The following is a 19,580-nucleotide window of genomic DNA, read 5'->3' as shown; positions in this document are numbered from 1 at the left end:
AAGTTGCTACGCCAGGGACAGCATTTTCGTCATCTGGCGGCCGGATTTGCCGGCCATGACCTGTTTCCCGTATTTAACCGGAGGTGTTTCACCTATATGGACCCCGCACCGAATCCTGATTGTCATTCGCCCAGCCGGTAACCCGTCCCGATTTTTCGTGTCTGCTTACCGGCTGATAAACGGTAGGCAGAAGCATAACTCTTCTGCTGCTTAAGCTTTTGCCTTTACCCGGCGCATTGCGTCCCGGCGGGGCAAGGAATACAGCATCATGTTCAACATCATTTCCCGGCAACTGTTCACCCGGCTTTATCGTCATCTACCCCGTCGTTTGTTCCAACGCGACGTCATGCTGGACGGACTCAATAAAAGCGATAACCGCCGCGTACCGGCGGCCCTGGCCCAAAGCTGCATGGCCTGTGCCCGGGCCGATGGGCCGGAACTTTTTGCGCGTTTTGCCAGCAGCCGGCTGGGTCTTGGCGAACCGGCGGCCGAGGCGGCGCGCCAGCGGTTCGGCCTCAATAGCATAGCCCGCGAGCAGCCGCTGCCCTGGTGGCGGCATTTATGGTTATGTTATCGCAACCCGTTCAATATCTTGTTAACGGTATTGGGTATCGTCTCTTACGGCACCGACGACAGCATTGCCGCGGCGGTCATCGCCATCATGGTGATGATTGCCACGCTGCTCTATTTTGTGCAGGAATCGCGCTCCAATAAGGCCGCTGATGCGCTAAAAAAGATGGTGGGCAATACGGCCACGGTATTGCGCAGCGACGGGGCGGGCGATGACGGCGCCTGGCGGGAGATCGCCATCGATCTGCTGGTGCCAGGCGATCTGGTCAAATTAGCCGCGGGCGATATGATCCCGGCTGATTTGCGGATTTTACAGGCCAGGGATCTGTTTATCGGCCAGGCGGCCTTAACCGGCGAGGCGCTGCCGGTGGAAAAAAACGCCCGGCCTTTGTCGGACCCCGACACTCCGCCGCTGGAGTGCGCCAACCTGTGTTTCATGGGGACCAATGTCATTAGCGGCACGGCCCGGGCCATCGTTATCGGTACCGGCGACAATACCTGGTTCGGCCAGCTGGCCGGCCATTCCACGCAGCGATCGGCGCCGCCCAACGCCTTCCAACTGGGGATCAGCCGGGTAAGCTGGCTGCTGATCCGTTTTATGCTGGTCATGACGCCGGTGGTGCTGCTGGTCAATGGTTTCACCAAAGGGGACTGGTGGGAAGCGGCGCTGTTCTCGCTGTCGGTGGCCGTCGGGCTGACCCCGGAAATGCTGCCGATGATTGTCACCTCTTCGCTGGCGAAAGGGGCGGTGCAGCTCTCGCGCCAGCAGGTGATCGTCAAACGGCTGGACGCCATACAGAATTTCGGCGCCATGGATATTCTGTGCACCGATAAGACCGGCACCCTGACCCAGGACAAGATCGTGCTGGAATGCCATACCGACGTGTTTGGCTCCCCCAGCGATCGGGTATTGCAAAGCGCCTGGCTTAACAGCTATCACCAGACCGGATTAAAGAATTTGCTGGATACGGCGGTACTGGCCAGCGTGAGCGACCAGCGTCCCGGCCTGGCCCAGCCCGATTGGCGTAAAATCGATGAGATCCCTTTTGATTTCGAGCGCCGGCGCATGTCGGTAATCGTGGCCGATGAGCAGGGGATTCCCCAACTGATTTGCAAAGGGGCGCTGGAAGAAATGCTGGGGGTTTGCACCCGGGTGCGCCACGATGATGACATCATGCCGCTCACCGCCGAGCTGATGGCGCGTATCGGCGCGGTGACCGGCGAACTGACCCGCCAGGGCCTGCGGGTGGTGGCGGTGGCCAGCCGCGCCATGGCCCGGGATCGTACCGATTTCAGCCGGCGGGATGAGTCGGATTTGATTCTCGAAGGGTATATCGCTTTCCTCGACCCGCCGAAAGAGAGCGCCGCCCCTGCGCTGGAAGCGTTGGCCAAACATGGGGTCACGGTCAAGATCCTGACCGGCGACAACGAACGGGTGGCGGCCAAAGTCTGCAAAGAGGTGGGCCTGTCGGTCAGCAGGGTGCTTACGGGCGAGGATATCGAACCCATGAGCGACGCCGAGCTGGCCCATGCCGCCCGCGAAACCACGGTATTCGCCAAACTCGCCCCCCTGCAAAAGGCGCGCATTGTGGGGGTGCTGCGCCGCGCGGGGCACGTGGTGGGCTTCATGGGCGACGGCATCAATGACGCCCCCGCCCTGCGCGCAGCCGACATCGGTATTTCGGTGGACTCGGCGGTGGATATCGCCAAGGAAGCGGCGGATATCATTCTGCTGGAAAAAAGCCTGATGGTGCTGGAAAAAGGGGTGGTCGAAGGACGCCGCACCTTTGTGAATATGATGAAATATATCCGCATGACCGCCAGTTCCAATTTCGGCAATGTGTTCAGCGTGCTGGTGGCCAGCGCATTTTTGCCCTTTCTGCCCATGTTGCCGCTGCATTTATTGGTACAAAACCTGATTTATGATATTTCACAGATCGCTATTCCGTTCGATAAGGTGGATGAAGATCAGCTGCGCCAGCCGCAGCGCTGGCGCAGCGGGGATTTGGGCCGCTTCATGGTGTTTTTCGGACCGATTAGCTCGATATTCGATATTCTGACATTTTGCCTGATGTGGTGGGTGTTCAAAGCCAATACCATCGACCAGCAGACATTATTCCAGACCGGCTGGTTTGTGGTGGGCGTGCTGTCACAGACCCTGATTGTCCATATGTTGCGCACCCGCAAAATACCGTTTTTGCAAAGCCGCCCGTCATGGCCTTTGGGGATTACCACCCTGACGGTAATGGTGCTGGTTATCGGCATGACCTTTACGCCGGTGGCCGGATTTTTACACCTGCAATCGCTGCCGGCCGGCTATTTTCCGTGGTTGGCGGTGATCCTGGCTGGTTATATGGGGCTGGTACAGGCCATGAAAGGCTGGTATGCCAGGCGTTACGGCTGGCAATAACGCATATACCGCAAGCGGGGAGGAACGTCATATACCTTCCCCGCCCAGCCGCATTTATTCATTAACCAGAGAGCTTCAATTTTTGCAGCGATTAACTGGATGAAAATTCACTCCTATAGCATTCCATACGATATCAGCGTCGCCGAGGCCCCCGCAGCCAGCCATCCTGGGCAGTTTATACCCGCCGCTTTTAACGGGCGCGACATCGTATTGCTCAATCCTTTTTGCTCAGGAAACGGCGATCGCGTATTAGCCGATAAAATTTCATTTATCCTCGCCAAAGAAGGATGCCGGGTCAGCATCCTGTCTTTTGATTGCATTCAGGAGACGTTCTGCCCATTCCCGGCGCGCAAGGGATATCAGGATCTCGCGGTGCTGCATAACCCGCTGTTTTTGGTTTCCCCCGTCAGCATCATGCCCCCTCAAATAATGAATCAATTGATAAAATCCATTGCGGATCAATATGAGTTTCCCACCGAAGATATCGCACTAATCGACGAAATGGACAGCAATGTGGCCTTATTGCAAACCCCGACGCATTACGTCAATTCCCTGAGGGATATAGGCTTCAGGCAGGTTCGGTTTTACCGGCTCGGTTTCAGCGATGCCGCTATTGGTTATTTACCGCTGGATAACGCCGCCATAAATGATATTAAGCAACGATGCAGGCATGAGCTTGAGCTGCTGTTTGATAGCCTTAATCTGACCCTGGACCGAAGCAGCCATTATTTTATTGGTTACATCAGCTCGGAAACGCCGGTTACCGCCATGCAAACCTTTGTGGTCAATACCCTGTTCGAGCACGCCCAGGACGAGGCGGATATGAACTATATCCTGGTGGTACGGGAACTGGATAACTGTATGGGCAGGCTGCCGGCGGCCATGGAGAATGTGCTGCTGGAGCCGGCGGATGATAATTTCAACTACAACACCTATTTTGGCCGGGTCAAAATGATGCTCTGCGTTCCCGACGAAAACCGCCTTAGCCCTTTAATCACGGTCCAGGGCAGCGGCAAGAAGAATATTAATATTGTTTTTTGCCCCATGCTGCCCAATAACCTGTTCCATGATTTTATCGCGTTAAGCCGGTCGGGCATCATGAGCGGCGATCAATCGTTGAGCGAGTTTTTATCCCTTAAAGGGGAGGTGCCTTATTATGATATGCAGACCTGGAAAACCCCATTGGTCAAGGCGCTAATCAAGCAGGCCAGGCGAACTGGCCGCCCCGAGCTGGAAAATTATATGCGGACTAAATATATAGGCATGATATGTAGCACGAACGAGATTTATTTCAAATTAAACCAAGGGCCGCCCGACCAGTTCGCTTCGGCGCAGTTTAAAGCGGCCAATGCGCGCTTTAACCATAAAATCAGCTCCATGCTTGCCACGGATTATATTCGCGCCCTGGCCCGGCCGGCCGGGGCGGGCCCTAGTTCTCTTTGAGCTGTAGCGGCGGCAACTTCAAAAACGTGTTCAACAGCCCTTCGGCCCAGGCTTTGCGGATAGTGGCGTAATAGGGGTGCTGTTCGGTAATGCGGTACTGCTCGTCGCTGGCAAAACTGTCGCGCCGATAAATCATCACATCCAGCGGCAGGCCGACGGACAAATTGCTGCGCAGGGTGGAATCAATGGAGATCAGCGCGCAGCTCATGGCCTGTTCCAGCGAGGTGTCGAAGGTCAGCACCCGATCGATAATGGGCTTACCGTATTTGCTTTCGCCAATCTGGAAATACGGCGTATCTTCCGTGGCCTCGATAAAGTTGCCCTCCGGATAAATATGGAACAGCCGCGGCCCTTCCCCCGCAATCTGCCCCCCGAGCAGGATGCTGCAACTAAAATCGGTGCTGCTGCCGCTTTGCTGCGCGCTGCTGTCGCGGAAAATCACTTCCCGCACCGTTTCGCCAACCAGGCTGGCGGCATCGAACAGGGTGGGCACGGTGAGCAGGTTCGGCCGCTCCGGGTCCTTGGCGCGCAGGCGCAGCAGATTAATGATGCTCTGCGTGGTCGCCAGGTTGCCGGCGCTTTGCAGCACCAGCGTGCGCTCGCTATCCTGATGCAGGACGTGCAGCTTGCGAAAGGTCGAAATATGATCCACACCGGCATTGGTGCGGGAGTCGGACGCGAAAACCAGGCCGTCCGCCAGGCGCATCGCCACGCAGTAGGTCATACGCTGATATCCTTTAAATGACGTTATTGTTGTTGGCCACCAGCCTGCTGCTCCTCGGTTTGCTCCACGGTCGCCTCCGAAAACATCTCTTCGTAGCCGCCGCCGATACGCGAACCGCGCACCGGGCAGGCATCGAGATAATCGAACCCGACCGCCAGCTTCAGGTGCTGGCTGGGGTTGCAGGTATTATTGGTGATATCGAAGCTTTGCCAATGCTCATTCAGCCAGACTTCCACCCAGGCATGCATCGCCACATGTTTGGTATCTTCGCTATAAATATACCCGCTCACGTAGCGCGCGGGAATACGCAGGCTGCGGCAACAGGCCAGAAAAACGTGGGCGTGATCCTGGCAAACCCCGTGCTGGGCGGCAAAGACTTTGGCGGCCGAATCCTGCACCTGGGTGGCGCCCGGCGTATAAGGCATACGCTGGCGCAGCTCCGCCATGAGCTCCCGCAGGCTTTCGTCCGCCGCCTGGGCGCGGTAATAGCGGGCGGCGAAGGCGCGGATCGCCTCGTCTGCCTGGGTCAGCGGGCTGGAGCGCAAAAACACCAGCGGCGATAGCGGGCCGCACTCCTCCAGGATCGCTTCGCTATTATCGGCGATTTCCACCACCCCTTTGGCGCGGATGGCGATCACCTCATGGGGCCGGTCGAGGGTCAGCACATGCTGCAGATTGCCAAAACCGTCCACCACCCGGGTGGCCTGCTCCGGCAGGTTCAGCGACCACTCGACGATACGCTGCCGGGCGGTATTTTGCGGCGTCAGGCGCAGATACTGCGTGCTGAATTTGACTTCATGATCATAACGATAATGCGTCAGGTGATCGACGGCCAGTTTCATAACGCCTCCAGATAGGTATGGTTAATGCTTTCCGCCAGGGCGTTGATTTTACCCTGGAACTGCATCATATATGCCTGCAGCCCCAGTTCCAGCACCTCATCAAGCGAACTAAAACGCAGCTCCACGTGCAGCGTATGCGCCAGGCGCCGGGGCACATTGGCCCGCTGGCCGCCGATGCGCTCCAGTTGCTGCACCACATCGCCGACGCAGGCGCGCAGCGAACGGGGCATATCGTTGCGCAATACCAGCAGTTCGGCCACCGTTTCGCGGCTGATCGGATGTTTATACAGGCTGTGATAGGCCTCGCGGGCGCTGACCGCGCGTAACAGCGTATCCAGGCGATAATATTCCCGTACCGGATCGGGGTCGGTATCCAACTGCTGATCTTTCACGCCCAACAATTGCGCGGTGGCATAAGCGCGCTCGATCAGGGTGCCGAGGCGGATAAAACACAGGGCGTCATTACGCAGCAGCGTGCCGAACATCGCGCCGCGAAACAGGTGCGCCCGCTCCTTGGCCCAGTCAAAAAAAGCATCGGTGCCCACTTTCGCCACGCCTTTGCTGCGCATCAGTTTCATTTCAATCCAGGTGGCGTTAATGCTTTCCCAGACTTCCGACGACAGGCTGCCGCGCACCGCGTGGGCGTTATTCCAGGCCATTTCAAAGCAACTGTAGATGCTGCTGGGATTACGCGGATCGAGGGCAAAAAAATTCAGCAGATTCGTCATGGTCAGGCGGGAGTAATGCTCTTCAAACAGCGCATGGCCGCCCGTCAGGTTCAAGGGCAGGGTTAAATCCTCGTTTTGCTGGTTGCGGATCGGCATCAGGGATAATTTATAGGTGACGTCCAGCACCCGGGCGATGCTTTCGGCCCGTTCCAGGTAGCGGGCCATCCAATAGAGTTCGCTGGCGGTTCTGCTTAACATGGGTCGTCCTCCATTATCCAGGTATCCTTGGTGCCGCCGCCCTGGGACGAGTTCACCACCAGCGAGCCGGCGTTGAGCGCCACCCGCGTCAATCCGCCCGGCACCAGCCGGATTTCGTCGCCGGTCAGGGCGAAGGGGCGTAAATCGATATGACGCGGCGCCAGCCCTTCCTCCACAAAAGTGGGGCAGGTGGACAGCGCCAGCGTTTCCTGGGCGATATAATTGCTCGGGTTGGCCAGCAGCCGCTGGCGGAATTCGGCCAGCTCCGCCCGGGAGGCTTTCGGCCCGACCAGCATGCCGTAGCCGCCGGCGCCGTGCACCTCCTTCACCACCAGTTTTTCCAGGTTGGCCAGGACATAGGATAAAGCGCTGGGATCGCGGCACTGCCAGGTGGGGATATTGCCCAGAATGGGCTCCTCCGAGAGGTAAAAACGGATCATTTCGGGCACATAGGGATAGATGGATTTATCATCCGCCACCCCGGTGCCGAGCGCATTGGCCAGCACCACTCCCCCGGCGCGGTATACCGATAGCAGCCCGGGCACCCCAAGCGTGGAATCGGCGCGAAACGCCAGCGGGTCGATATAGGCATCATCGATGCGCCGGTATATTACATCCACCTTGCACGGCCCTTCGGTGGTGCGCATAAATACCGCGCCCTGCTTCACAAACAGGTCGGCGGCTTCCACCAGTTCCACCCCCATTTGCTGCGCCAGGAAACTGTGCTCGAAATAGGCGCTGTTAAAACGGCCCGGCGTCATCACCACTACGGTGGGGTCTTCCACCGCCGTGCTTTCGCGCAGGGTTTGCAGCAATTCAAAGGGGTAACGCTCGATGGTGGCGATATGCTGGCTGGCGAACAAGTCCGGATAGAGCCGCATCATCATTTTGCGGTTTTCCAGCATATAGGAGACGCCGGAAGGGGTGCGCAGGTTATCCTCCAGCACATAATAATGCCCGTCGCTGTTGCGCACCATATCGGTGCCGATAATGTGCGCATAGGTATTATTATGCAGGTCCACTCCGTGCATGCAGGGCTGGTATTGTTCGTTGGCCAGCACCTGTTCCGCCGGCACGATGCCCGCTTTGAGGATATGTTGTTCGTGATAAATGTCATAGAGAAACGCATTCAGGGCTTTTACCCGCTGGCGAATGCCGCGATCCATCCACGCCCATTCTTTGGCCGGGATAATGCGCGGCACGCTGTCGAACGGGATTAAACGCTCCGTTCCCCCCTCTTCGCCGTAAACATTGAAGGTGATGCCCACCCGGTGGAACAGTAATTCAGCTTCTTCTTTTTTTTGCTGGATGGCCTGCCGATCGGCCTGCTGCAACCATTGCCAATACGCATTGTAATGGCCGCGGTGCGTCCCATCGGCCAAGACCATTTCATCAAAAAACGGCGACCCGGAAAGATTTATGTTTATCATCTGCATACCTTTGCTGGCCCATCAACGCTGATAACAGCACCATGCATAAAGCGCGCCAGCGCGGCGCTGGTTTCCATAGGGAAAAATTACCGTACCCGAGGCAGGTTTGCATGGTAATGGTGCGGCCGGTTGCGCAGGGGGATTTTTATAGCCAAAAAAGGGCAAGAAATTAACATTGCCCGCGTACGCTAAACATCAAAATTGCTATAATTTTTCTATAAGCACCATGTGGAGGTAGTGATATGTCGCAAAGCACGGTTTTTATCAATAACCGCTCCCAGGCAGTAAGAATTCCAGCGGAGATGCGTTTCGCAGATGATATTAAGGTTGTCACCGTCAGGGCCTTGGGCCATGAAAGAATAATTTCGCCCGCTGGGCATACCTGGGATAGTTTCTTTTTCTCAGACGAGCATGCCACTGATGACTTTATGGATGAACGGCCATCTCAGGAATAAAAAGAGCGCGAGTCTTTTTAATGTATAAATACATGCTCGATACAAATATTGTCATTTTTGTTATTAAGCGCCGTCCCATGGAGGTATTTGCAGCTTTTAACGTCAATGCCGGGCGCATGGTGATTTCGTCGATTACCTATGCCGAGTTATTGTATGGCGTGGAGAAAAGCGATGCGCCGGTGCGAAATCAACGAGCTGTTGACGAATTTGTGTCCCGTTTGGATGTTCTCAATTATGATAGTAAAGCAGCTATGCATTATGGCGACATCAAAGCCGATCTAGAACGCAAAGGTACGCCAATCGGCGTCAACGATATCCATATCGCCGCTCATGCCCGTAGCGAGGGACTGATCGTCATAACCAACAATACCCGGGAATATGACCGGATAAACGGTTTGTTGGTGGAGAACTGGCTTAGTTAGTTTATTTCAGGTTTTATGTCAGGCGCGCCGTCATCCGCGCGCCTGCGCTATCGCACGTTGGATTTTACCGCCGCACGGCAATCGCTTCGATTTCAATCTGCACATCTTTTGGCAAACGCGCCACTTCCACGCATGAGCGGGCCGGGAACGGCGCGTTATGCTCGTTGAAAAACGTTTCGTAGGTGGCGTTGACGGTGGCGAAGTCGTTCAGGTCCTTGACGAACACCGTGGTTTTAATGATATCCGCCACTTTCAGCCCGGCCGCTTCAATGATGGCCCGCACGTTGTCCAGGGACTGCCGCGCCTGCGCCGCGATATTATCGGCCACCAGGCCGGTTTTCGGACAGACCGGGATTTGGCCGGAGGTAAACACCATATTGCCGAGATCCACCGCCTGTACGTAGGGTCCGATGGCTGCCGGTGCGTTTTCGGTATTGATAATACGGGACATGCTGGCTCCTGGTGTTGATAAGTATATGAACGAAACATTGCCGCTTATTATAAGGACTTAAGCGGCGAATGCACAGCTCAGGCGTTTTGGATCACGGCCTGATGCTCAAACTCTTTCTCGCAGTATTTGCACTTGAGGTGCACCTGGTTACCCCGGCTTTTTACCGTAAAGCTTGAGGCGACCGGCTCGCTGCGGCTGATGCAATTGCTGTTGGGGCAGGTCAGCACGCCGTCGATGCGATCGGGCAGCGACAGCGTCAGCTTGCGCACCACTTCGTAATTATCAATCCGATTGACGGTGGCATGGGGGGCGTACATGGCCAACTGGTTGGCCTGCTGTTCGGTGAGAAAGACATTTTCGATCTTGATCAGGTCTTTTTTGCCCAATTGGTTGGAGGGCAGGTTCAGGCCAATGGTGATGCGCTGATCGGTGGCGGTCAGCTTAAACAGCGTCAGCAGCTTAAAACCCACCTGCGCCGGGATATGGTCGATAACCGTGCCGCGATTAATCGCTTCGACCTGCAATTTGGTATCCTGAGTCATCATATTCCCCCTGTTAGCCTGCCTGTTGATCGTTAAGTACCAGGGACAACAACGCCTGGCGCGCGAAAATGCCGTTGCCCGCCTGCTGGAAGTAGTAGGCGTAAGGCGTGTTGTCCACATCATGGGCGATTTCATCGACCCGCGGCAACGGATGCAGCACCTTCATATTGTCGCGGGCATGGTGCAAATCGCCGGCGCGCAGGACGAACTGCGCCTTGACGTTGGCGTATTCGGACGGGTCCAGCCGCTCCTTCTGCACGCGGGTCATATACAGGATATCCAGCTCCGGCACCACTTCTTCAATGGTGGCGTGCAGGCTGAATGTAATCTCTTTTTCCGCCAGCATATGCAGGATATACGCCGGCATCGCCAGGGCTTCCGGCGCGATAAAAAAGAAATGATTGCCGGTAAACTTGGCCAGCGCCTGGGTCAGGGAGTGGACGGTGCGGCCATATTTCAAATCCCCGACCATGGCGATATTCAGGTTATTGAGCCGCCCCTGGGTTTCCTGGATGGTAAACAGGTCCAGCAGGGTCTGGGTAGGGTGCTGGTTGGCGCCGTCCCCGGCGTTCAGGATGGGGACGCCGCCGGAAAACTCGGTGGCCAGGCGGGCGGCGCCCTCCTGCGGATGGCGCATGACGATGGCATCGACATAGGTACTGATTACCGACACGGTATCCGCCAGGGTTTCGCCCTTCTTGCCCATGGACGTATTGCCGGCGTCGGAGAATCCAACCACCGAGGCGCCGAGCCGGTGGATGGCGGTTTCAAACGACAGGCGGGTGCGGGTGGAGGCTTCAAAAAAACAGCTGGCCACCACCTTATGTTTCAGTAGCTCCGGCCGCGGGTGGGCTTTCAGATCGGCAGCGGTGCGCAGCACCAGCTCCAGCTCTTCGCGGCTCAGGTCATTAATGGAAATGATGTGCTTTTGATAAAGTGGATTAGCCATGTTTTTTTCCTCCTTACGGATGTCGGTAACGCCGATGCCTGACGCAAGTTTAGATTGCGCCCTGAATACCGCGCAAAAAAAAGCCCCTCAACGAGGGGCCTGTACTGAAATAATAAAAAGGGCAACGGGAGCAGCAATGGCCGTTGGCTGCCAACGGGCAGGGGGCGATCGTCATAGGCGTCGAATACCGCGTCCAAAACAACAGTGCTGTTCATTTATCCTCCCGGCAAACTGCCCGGAATTATACTCGCGTAACGGGACACTTCAAGCGCAAAAAAGACCATTTTCATGATTAAGCAAACGATTGGCCAGCTAATCAAAATAAGTGTTAAATAACTCTCACTTTCCGATCGGCAGCTGTTTTACAATGAAACGTTATTTCATTTTTTAAGGAACAATTATGATCACCGGTAACATCAACCATTTGGATCTCGTACCCTATCTGCCGGCCAAACTCCGCGCAGCCATCGAATATGTCAAACAGCATATCACCCCGGAAACGCCGCTGGGCAAGCATGATATCGAAGGCAACCAGGTGTTTGTGCTGATTTCCAACGACAGCACCGACCTGCTGGAAAACCGTCGCGCCGAATATCATGCCAAATACCTGGATATCCAGATTATCCTCGACGGCGTGGAAGGCATGACCTTCAGCAACCTGCCGGCGGGCAAGCCCGATACCGACTGGCTGGCGGACAAAGATATCGCCTTCCTGGCCGCGGGCGAGCAGGAAAAACAGTTTGTGATGCACAGCGGCGACTTCGTGGTGTATTACCCCGGCGAAGTCCACAAGCCGCTGTGCGCGGTGGGCGAACCGGCCCACGTGCGCAAAGCGGTAGTAAAAATCGATACCGCGCTGGTCCGTTAAGTCAGCGCCGGACGATGACGGGCGCCGGGCGCCCGTTAAATAATCCGCTGACGGATCACGCTTGCGCCAGCGTCGCCACCATCACCGCTTTTATGGTATGCAGCCGGTTTTCCGCCTGATCGAATACCACGCTGCATTCCGATTCAAACACCTCATCGGTCACTTCCATGCCCCCCGCCAAGCCGTACTGTTCGGCCATTTCCTTGCCCACCGTGGTTTGGTCATCATGGAACGCGGGCAGGCAGTGCAGGAATTTAACCCGGGGATTGCCGGTCTGGCGGATCATGGCCATATTGACCTGATAAGCGCGCAACAGGGCGATGCGCTCCTGCCAGATGGCTTTAGGTTCGCCCATGGATACCCAGACATCGGTATAAATAAAATCCACGCCCGCCACGCCGGCGGCGACATCCTCGGTCAGGGTGATTTTGCCGCCGTTAAGCCGCGCCGCCTCGCCGCACCGCGCCACCAGCTCCGGTTCCGGCCAGCAGGCGCGCGGGGCCACCAGCCGCACGTCCAGCCCGGTCAGCGCCGCCGCCTCCAGCATGCTATTACCCATATTGTTGCGGGCGTCGCCGACGTAGGCGAATTTCATCTGGCCAAAGCTTTTTTCCGGCAAGTGTTCTTGCATGGTCAGCAGATCGGCCAGTAACTGGGTCGGATGGAATTCGGTGGTCAGACCGTTCCATACCGGCACGCCGGCGTACTGCGCCAGTGTCTCGACGATCTCCTGACCGTAACCGCGGTATTGGATGCCGTCATACAGGCGGCCCAGCACCCGGGCGGTATCCTTGATTGATTCCTTGTGGCCGATTTGGCTGCCGTTCGGGCCGAGATAGGTGACGCGCGCGCCTTGATCGAATGCGGCAACTTCGAAAGAGCAGCGGGTGCGGGTCGAGTCTTTTTCGAAGATGAGCGCGATATTTTTCCCGGCCAGGCGCGGTTTTTCCTGCCCCGCGCGTTTTTCGCGCTTCAGCGCGGCGGCCAGCGCCAGCAAATCGAGAATTTCAGCGGGGGTAAAGTCCATTAACTTCAGAAAATGGCGTTGATAGAACTGACTCATAAGCACGGTTCTCCGGACATAATTTTAATTAATATGAATTTAAATTCACTTTATATGTATGAATATTCAATTTCAAGCATTGATATCAATTCTTTCATGTTTAAGCTGGAGCCTTAACCGCCGCTGTGGGAAAATAGAAACCTAACAGGCCGACCGACGCATTGAGGATAGGGGCATGGCACATCAATTTCTGGAAGAGCAGCGTGATGAAACACGTTTGATTATCGAAGAACTGCTGGAAGATGGCAGCGATCCCGAAGCGCTTTATACCATCGAGCACCATTTTTCCGCCGAGAATTTCGATATTTTGGAAAAAGCCGCTGTTGAAGCCTTTAAACTGGGTTATGAAGTCACCGATGCCGAAGAACTGGAAGTGGAAGACGGTTCCGTGCTGATGTGTTGCGACGCAGTCAGTGAAATCGCGCTTAATGCGGATCTGATCGACGCGCAGGTCGAGCAGCTGTTTACGCTGGCGGAGCGCCTGGGCGTCAACTATGACGGCTGGGGCACCTACTTCGAAGACGGCGAGGACGAAGACGAAGGTGAAGACGGCGATGACGCCGAAGAAGGCGTTGACGGCACCCCGCCGGTGCGCGGCATTATCGACCAGGACGATAACGGCACCCGCCACTAATCATCGTCATCAGGGGGCGCATTAATGTCCCCAACCGCCGGACACGGTTATGGCCGCGTTCGGCGCGTCGCTCAGTCCAGCATGTTTAACCCAGCGCTTTCAACATCCTCACTTCGCAGTCCACATGCCCCGTAGTGCCCATCGGACCGTCGATATGCACAAATCCCAGCCGCTCATAGAGGCTTATCGCCCGGGTCAGGGTGGCGGTGGTTTCCAGATAGCAGTGGGTAAATCCCTGGGTCCGCGCAAACGCCAGCGCCCGCAATGCCAGCTCATGGGCCAGGCCGCGGCCGCGCAGGGCGCTCATAAAATACATCTTTTGCAATTCACAAATATCCGCCCCGGCCCCGGCCAAAGGCGCAATCCCGCCGCCGCCGGCAATCCGTCCTTCGAACTCGATTACCCAGTACGCGCTGCGCGGCTGGCTGTAGAGCTGATATAACTTATCCAGGTTAGGGTCGGATACGGTATAGCCTTTATCCGCCGTCAGGCCGAACTCGGCCGATACCTGGCGAATCACGTCGGCGATGGCATGGTTATCTTCCGGCGTGATGGGACGCACCAGAATATTGACTGAAGTAGCAAAGGACATCGTCATTACCCAAGAAAGTGAAACAAAAAAATCGGGTTAATCGTTATGATTAATAGCATCGCCGATGCCGATGATGCAATTAAATTAACCGGAGGATAAACCTCCGGCTGATTTATGACAACCGCCTTGGCGGGAGGAGGAAGGGGCTATTTACAGATTGGCGATGGTCGCCTGCTGTTCAAGCAGCTTGGCTTTGGCGTCCACATAACCCGCCATTTTTTCCCGCTCTTTCGCCACTACCGCTTCCGGCGCGCGGGCGACGAACCCTTCGTTGGACAGCTTGCTTTCGATGCGGCCGATTTCCGTTTCCAATTTCAGCACTTCGTTGGCCAGGCGGTCCAGCTCCAGCGCTTTATCGATAATGCCCGCCATCGGGATCAGCAGTTCGCCTTCATCCACCAGCTTGACGATGGACACCGGGCCTTTATCGCCGTCGGCCAGGATATCCAGGCTTTGCAGCCGGGCCAGCGTCTGGATAAAGCTGCGGTTGGCGTCGATGCGCCGGCGGGTCAGCGGCGTGGCGCCGCGTACCAGCACGTCCAGCGGCTTGCCGGGGGAAATATTCATTTCGCTGCGAATGGTGCGCACGGCGATAATCAACTGCTTGATCCACTCCACGTCGGCCAGCGCCGCGGTATCGTCCAGGGTGGCGTCGAACACCGGGAAGGGTTGCAGCATCAGCGTATCGGCGTCGATGCCTTTAAGCACTTTCACCCGCTGCCAGATGGTTTCGGTAATAAACGGCACGATGGGATGGGCCAGGCGCAGCAGGCCTTCCAGCACTTCCACCAGCGTATGGCGGGTACCGCGCAGCTCGGTTTCGCCGCCGCCGGCCATTACCGGTTTGGTCAGTTCCAGGTACCAGTCGCAGAACTGGTTCCAGGTAAAGTCATACAGGATATTGGCGGCCATATCGAAACGGTAGCCGTCCAGCGCGTCGCGATAGGTTTTCACCGTGCGGTTGAACTCCGCCAGTATCCAGCGATCGGCCAGCGACAGGGTCATCTCGCCGCCCTGCTGCCCGCAGTCCTGATCCTCGGTATTCATCAGCACGAACCGGCTGGCGTTCCACAGCTTATTACAGAAGTTGCGATAACCTTCCAGCCGCTTCATATCCCAATTGATATCGCGGCCGGTGGAGGCCAGGGCCGCCAGGGTAAAGCGCAGCGCGTCGGTGCCGTGCGGCTCGATGCCCTGCGGGAACTGTTTCTCGGTGCGTTTGCGGATTTTATCCGCCAGCTGCGGCTGCATCATATTGCCGGTACGCTTATCCACCAGCTCCGCCAGGGAAATACCGTCCACCATATCCAGCGGATCGATGACGTTGCCTTTGGATTTCGACATCTTCTGGCCTTCGTCATCGCGGATCAAACCGGTCATATAAACGGTCTTGAACGGCACCTGGGGACGGTTGTTTTCATCTTTGACAAAGTGCATGGTCAACATGATCATGCGCGCAATCCAGAAGAAAATAATATCAAAACCGCTCACCAGCACGCTGGTGGGGTGAAAGGTTTTCAGCGCTTCGGTCGGTTCCGGCCAGCCCAGGGTAGAGAAGGTCCACAGGCCGGACGAGAACCAGGTGTCCAGCACGTCTTCGTCCTGGCGCAGCGTCACCGACGCGTCAAGATGGTTTTCCCGGCGCACTTCGGCCTCGTCATGGCCCACATAGACCTTGCCGGCGGCGTCGTACCAGGCCGGAATGCGATGGCCCCACCACAGCTGGCGGGAGATGCACCAGTCCTGGATATCGCGCATCCAGCTGAAGTACATATTTTCATACTGCCTGGGCACGAACTGGATCTCGCCGTCTTCCACCGCGGCAATGGCCACCTTGGCCAGCGGCCCGGTGCGCACATACCATTGATCGGTAAGCATAGGCTCAATCACCACGCCGCCGCGATCGCCGTAGGGCACGGTGAGGGCATGGGGTTTGATCTCTTCCAGCAGGCCCAGGCCGTCAAACGCCGCGACCACCGCCTTGCGGGCGGCGAAACGCTCCAGGCCGCGGAATTCGGCCGGGATATCGCCGCTCCAGGCGTCGCTGGCCTCGCCCTGGGTGTCGAACACTTCCGCCTGCTCGCGGATATCGCCGTCCAGGGTCAGGATATTGATCATGGGCAGGGCGTGGCGCTTGCCGACCTCATAATCGTTAAAATCATGGGCCGGAGTGATTTTCACGCAGCCGGTGCCCTTGGTCATGTCCGCATGTTCGTCGCCGACGATGGGAATGCGGCGGCCGGCCAGCGGCAGGATCACGCTTTTGCCGATCAGGTCTTTATAGCGCGGGTCTTCCGGGTTGACAGCCACGCCGGTATCCCCCAGCACGGTTTCCGGCCGGGTGGTGGCGACGACCAGGTAATCCCTGCCGTCGGCGGTTTTGGCGCCGTCGGCCAGCGGATAACGCAGGTGCCACATGGACCCCTGGGACTCGCGGTTTTCCACTTCCAGATCCGAAATGGCGGTGCGTAATTTCGGGTCCCAGTTCACCAGGCGTTTGCCGCGGTAAATCAAATCCTGCTTAAACAGCTGGACGAAAACTTCCTTCACCGCGTCAGACAAGCCGGCGTCCATGGTGAAGCGCTCGCGCTCCCAATCCACCGACGCGCCCAGGCGGCGCATCTGGCGGGTAATGGTGCCGCCGGATTCCGCCTTCCACTGCCAGATTTTTTCGATAAACGCTTCGCGCCCGTAGTCGTGGCGGGTTTTACCCTCTTCGGCGGCGATCTTGCGCTCCACCACCATTTGCGTGGCGATGCCCGCGTGGTCGGTGCCCACCTGCCACAGGGTGTTTTTGCCCTGCATGCGCTGGTAACGCACGATAATATCCATAATGGTCTGCTGGAAGGCATGACCCATATGCAGGCTGCCGGTCACATTCGGCGGCGGGATCATGATGCAGAAGCTCTCTTTGCTGGTATCGTTATGCGGCTTGAAATAGCCCTGTTTTTCCCAGTGCTCGTAGAGCGGCTGCTCGATGTCGTGCGGGTTATATGTCTTTTCCATTATGCGTATATTTCACTGCGTTGGCGGCGTGGCCGTGGTCAATTGGAAGCCGACGCTGCGATAGGCTTTATACCGATCGCGCGCCAGCTGTTTTAAATCGTCTTCATCTGGAACGAAGTCTATCACTTCATGGAAAGCAGAGGCAAAATCCGCGCATTGCGGCAACAGGCTGATTAGCAGGTCGCGCGGCGCGTTGCCCCGGCGCTTGGGCCAGCAAATCTCCACCGGCGCGCCGTAGCGCGGCCCTTCGCCCGCCAGGTTATGCGGGACGAAAGCCTCCGGATCGCGCTGCCACAGGGCTTCATCCAGTTTCAGCGCCTGCTCCTCGTCGCCACAGGCGATCAGCACCCTTTTCCCGGCGCGCCAATGGATGGCCGCCAACTCGCAGGCAAGCCGCTCCACGGCGGACAAATCGTCCTGGATATCCTGGCGATCGAGCAGATAAAAGGTTGCGTTTTTCATGTGCCGTATTTATTAAGCCTGAGGGGAATGACGGAAAAAATAACGGGCGGCCCGCGCCGCCCGTCCAAGCATACCTTTTTTAAGCTTATTCGTCACCGTTCAGGCCGGAGCGATTGAGCAGGAACTGCGCCAGCAGCGACACCGGCCGGCCGGTGGCCCCTTTGGCTTTGCCAGAGCGCCATGCGGTGCCGGCGATATCCAGATGCGCCCAGCTGAATTTACGGGCGAAGCGGGACAAGAAGCAGCCGGCGGTGATGGCGCCGCCGGGACGGCCGCCGATATTGGCCATATCGGCGAAATTGGATTCCAGCTGTTCCTGGAACTCATCGCCCAGCGGCAGGCGCCAGGCGCGATCGCCGGATTGTTCGGCGGCGGCGATCAGCTCATGGGCCAGCGGATTGTGGTTCGACATCAAGCCGGTCAGATGATGGCCCAGGGCAATCACGCACGCGCCGGTCAGGGTGGCCACGTCAATGACCACGTCCGGATCGAAGCGCTCGACGTAGGTCAGCGCATCGCACAGCACCAGGCGCCCTTCGGCGTCGGTATTAAGCACTTCCACCGTCTGGCCGGATAGCGTGGTCAGCACGTCGCCGGGACGGAACGAGCGGCCGTCGACCATATTCTCGCAGCCGGCCAGCACGCCGACGATATTCAGCGGCAGGCTCAATTCCATGGCCATGCGCATCACGCCATAGACCGTGGCGGCGCCGCACATGTCGTATTTCATCTCGTCCATGCTGTCGGCGGGTTTGATGGAGATGCCGCCGGCGTCGAAGGTCAGCCCCTTGCCCACCAGCACGATCGGCCGGCTTTCCGGGTCCGGGCTGCCTTTGTATTCAATCACCGACATCAGCGATTCATTTTGCGAACCCTGGCCCACCGCCAGATAGGCGTTCATGCCCAGCTCTTTCATCTGCTGCTCGCCGATAACGCGGGTCGTGGTGGTTTTACCGTATTTATCCGCCAGCTGGCGCGCCTGGGAGGCCAGGTAGGCCGGATTGCAGATATTGGGCGGCATATTGCCCAAATCCTTGGCGGCTTTGATGCCGGCGGCAATGGCCAGGCCGTGCTGGATGGCGCGCTCGCCGCCGGTCAGCTCGCGGCGGGTGGGGACGTTGAATACCATTTTGCGCAGCGGCCGGCGCGGTTCGGCTTTATTGCTTTTAAGCTGGTCGAAGGTATACAGCGACTCTTTGGAGGTTTCCACCGCCTGGCGCACTTTCCAATAGGTGTTACGCCCTTTGACATGCAGTTCGGTCAGGAAACAAACGGCTTCCATGGACCCGGTGTCATTCAGCGTATTGATGGTTTTCTGGATCACCTGCTTATACTGGCGTTCATCCAGCTCGCGCTCTTTTCCGCATCCGATGAGCAGGATGCGTTCAGACAGCACATTGGGAACATGGTGCAGCAGCAAGGTCTGACCCACTTTTCCTTCCAGTTCGCCGCGGCGCAGCAGGGCACTGATGTAGCCGTCGCTGATCTTATCGAGCTGTTCAGCGATGGGCGACAGACGGCGCGGTTCGAAGACGCCGACGACAATACAGGCACTGCGTTGTTTTTCCGGGCTACCGCTTTTTACACTGAACTCCATGCACTCTCCTGAATCTTAAAGACAAAGACGGTCAACCGGGATAAAATAAATCTTTCCCTATCGTATCCCCCGCCTTTGCATTAACTCTTATGTGTTAATCTGAACGACGCAAAGGACGTTATTCCGGCAATAATCAGTGCGTTCTCATAGCACAGCCGAACGCTTAATGTTGTTATACTCTATCTGGCGATAAA

18 protein-coding genes are annotated in these 19,580 nt (G+C 57.1%); 6 read left to right on the top strand and 12 right to left on the bottom strand.

All coding sequences use genetic code 11. The features are described from left to right. Positions 1 to 265 precede the first annotated feature (265 nt). Both mgtA and VGC33_RS13845 read left to right on the top strand, forming a co-directional pair. On the top strand, positions 266 to 2,980 hold the full coding sequence (gene mgtA, locus VGC33_RS13850) for a magnesium-translocating P-type ATPase (RefSeq protein WP_414636934.1): 2,715 nt from the start codon (positions 266 to 268) through the stop codon (positions 2,978 to 2,980). Between the two features lie 99 nt (positions 2,981 to 3,079). Next, positions 3,080 to 4,423, top strand: a complete 1,344-nt coding sequence (locus VGC33_RS13845) for a hypothetical protein (protein ID WP_331121350.1) — start codon at positions 3,080 to 3,082, stop codon at positions 4,421 to 4,423. On the opposite strand, the gene VGC33_RS13840 is transcribed toward VGC33_RS13845, so the two are convergent. From VGC33_RS13840 to VGC33_RS13825, 4 genes are read right to left on the bottom strand one after another with little or no spacing between them, the layout of a single operon-like run. Further along, complete coding sequence (locus VGC33_RS13840; protein WP_331121349.1) at positions 4,410 to 5,147, bottom strand: proteasome-type protease; 738 nt, start codon at positions 5,145 to 5,147, stop codon at positions 4,410 to 4,412. The two genes, VGC33_RS13845 and VGC33_RS13840, sit on opposite strands and share 14 nt — an antisense overlap. Positions 5,148 to 5,170: 23 nt before the next feature. Beyond that, the gene (locus tag VGC33_RS13835) at positions 5,171 to 5,989 is read right to left on the bottom strand and encodes a transglutaminase family protein (RefSeq protein WP_331121348.1); all 819 of its coding nucleotides are present in this window, start codon (positions 5,987 to 5,989) and stop codon (positions 5,171 to 5,173) included. Continuing rightward, complete coding sequence (locus VGC33_RS13830) at positions 5,986 to 6,915, bottom strand: alpha-E domain-containing protein (RefSeq protein WP_331121347.1); 930 nt, start codon at positions 6,913 to 6,915, stop codon at positions 5,986 to 5,988. Before VGC33_RS13830 ends, VGC33_RS13835 begins: the two co-directional genes overlap by 4 nt. After that, entirely contained in the window at positions 6,909 to 8,345 is a 1,437-nt protein-coding gene (locus VGC33_RS13825; protein ID WP_331121346.1) for a circularly permuted type 2 ATP-grasp protein, read from the bottom strand. Before VGC33_RS13825 ends, VGC33_RS13830 begins: the two co-directional genes overlap by 7 nt. A 242-nt stretch (positions 8,346 to 8,587) precedes the next feature. Between VGC33_RS13825 and vapB the strand changes: the two genes are divergently transcribed. Both vapB and vapC read left to right on the top strand, forming a co-directional pair. Beyond that, the gene (vapB, locus tag VGC33_RS13820) at positions 8,588 to 8,800 is read left to right on the top strand and encodes a type II toxin-antitoxin system VapB family antitoxin (RefSeq protein ID WP_331121345.1); all 213 of its coding nucleotides are present in this window, start codon (positions 8,588 to 8,590) and stop codon (positions 8,798 to 8,800) included. Positions 8,801 to 8,820: 20 nt separating this feature from the next. After that, positions 8,821 to 9,222 (top strand): type II toxin-antitoxin system tRNA(fMet)-specific endonuclease VapC, encoded by a 402-nt coding sequence (gene vapC / locus VGC33_RS13815; protein ID WP_331121344.1) that lies wholly within the window; start codon positions 8,821 to 8,823, stop codon positions 9,220 to 9,222. A 64-nt stretch (positions 9,223 to 9,286) separates the two neighbouring features. Here vapC and ridA read toward each other — a convergent pair whose 3' ends face one another. The 3 genes from ridA to pyrB all read right to left on the bottom strand — a co-directional run bounded on the left by ridA (position 9,287) and on the right by pyrB (position 11,164). Then, the gene (gene ridA, locus VGC33_RS13810) at positions 9,287 to 9,673 is read right to left on the bottom strand and encodes a 2-iminobutanoate/2-iminopropanoate deaminase (RefSeq protein ID WP_331121343.1); all 387 of its coding nucleotides are present in this window, start codon (positions 9,671 to 9,673) and stop codon (positions 9,287 to 9,289) included. 77 nt (positions 9,674 to 9,750) lie between these two features. Further along, positions 9,751 to 10,215 (bottom strand): aspartate carbamoyltransferase regulatory subunit, encoded by a 465-nt coding sequence (gene pyrI, locus VGC33_RS13805; protein WP_331121404.1) that lies wholly within the window; start codon positions 10,213 to 10,215, stop codon positions 9,751 to 9,753. A gap of 13 nt (positions 10,216 to 10,228) precedes the next feature. Continuing rightward, on the bottom strand, positions 10,229 to 11,164 hold the full coding sequence (pyrB, locus tag VGC33_RS13800) for an aspartate carbamoyltransferase (RefSeq protein ID WP_331121342.1): 936 nt from the start codon (positions 11,162 to 11,164) through the stop codon (positions 10,229 to 10,231). 400 nt (positions 11,165 to 11,564) lie between these two features. On the opposite strand from pyrB, the gene VGC33_RS13795 reads away from it, so the two are divergent. After that, a complete protein-coding gene (locus VGC33_RS13795) occupies positions 11,565 to 12,032 on the top strand; it encodes a NanQ anomerase/TabA/YiaL family protein (RefSeq protein WP_331121341.1) in 468 nt (155 codons plus the stop codon). Positions 12,033 to 12,087: 55 nt separating this feature from the next. On the opposite strand, the gene argF is transcribed toward VGC33_RS13795, so the two are convergent. After that, positions 12,088 to 13,095 carry an ornithine carbamoyltransferase gene (argF, locus tag VGC33_RS13790; RefSeq protein ID WP_331121340.1) on the bottom strand — a complete coding sequence of 336 codons (1,008 nt, stop codon included), beginning with the start codon at positions 13,093 to 13,095 and terminating at the stop codon, positions 12,088 to 12,090. Positions 13,096 to 13,270: 175 nt separating this feature from the next. Between argF and rraB the strand changes: the two genes are divergently transcribed. Beyond that, entirely contained in the window at positions 13,271 to 13,729 is a 459-nt protein-coding gene (rraB, locus tag VGC33_RS13785) for a ribonuclease E inhibitor RraB (protein WP_331121339.1), read from the top strand. 85 nt (positions 13,730 to 13,814) lie between these two features. On the opposite strand, the gene VGC33_RS13780 is transcribed toward rraB, so the two are convergent. From VGC33_RS13780 to pepA, 4 genes are all read right to left on the bottom strand, one after another. After that, positions 13,815 to 14,321: a GNAT family N-acetyltransferase gene (locus tag VGC33_RS13780; RefSeq protein WP_331121338.1), complete on the bottom strand. Its 507-nt coding sequence runs from the start codon at positions 14,319 to 14,321 to the stop codon at positions 13,815 to 13,817. 150 nt (positions 14,322 to 14,471) lie between these two features. Continuing rightward, a complete protein-coding gene (locus tag VGC33_RS13775) occupies positions 14,472 to 17,327 on the bottom strand; it encodes a valine--tRNA ligase (protein ID WP_331121337.1) in 2,856 nt (951 codons plus the stop codon). A 12-nt stretch (positions 17,328 to 17,339) separates the two neighbouring features. Further along, the gene (locus VGC33_RS13770; RefSeq protein WP_331121336.1) at positions 17,340 to 17,789 is read right to left on the bottom strand and encodes a DNA polymerase III subunit chi; all 450 of its coding nucleotides are present in this window, start codon (positions 17,787 to 17,789) and stop codon (positions 17,340 to 17,342) included. A gap of 85 nt (positions 17,790 to 17,874) precedes the next feature. Next, positions 17,875 to 19,386, bottom strand: a complete 1,512-nt coding sequence (gene pepA / locus VGC33_RS13765; RefSeq protein WP_331121335.1) for a leucyl aminopeptidase — start codon at positions 19,384 to 19,386, stop codon at positions 17,875 to 17,877. Between the last annotated feature and the right edge of the window lie 194 nt (positions 19,387 to 19,580).

The organism is Acerihabitans sp., from assembly GCF_036398755.1.
GTDB lineage: Bacteria > Pseudomonadota > Gammaproteobacteria > Enterobacterales > Enterobacteriaceae > Acerihabitans.
Note: the sequence above shows the minus strand (reverse complement) of the source record. Positions and strands in the feature narration are given on the sequence as shown.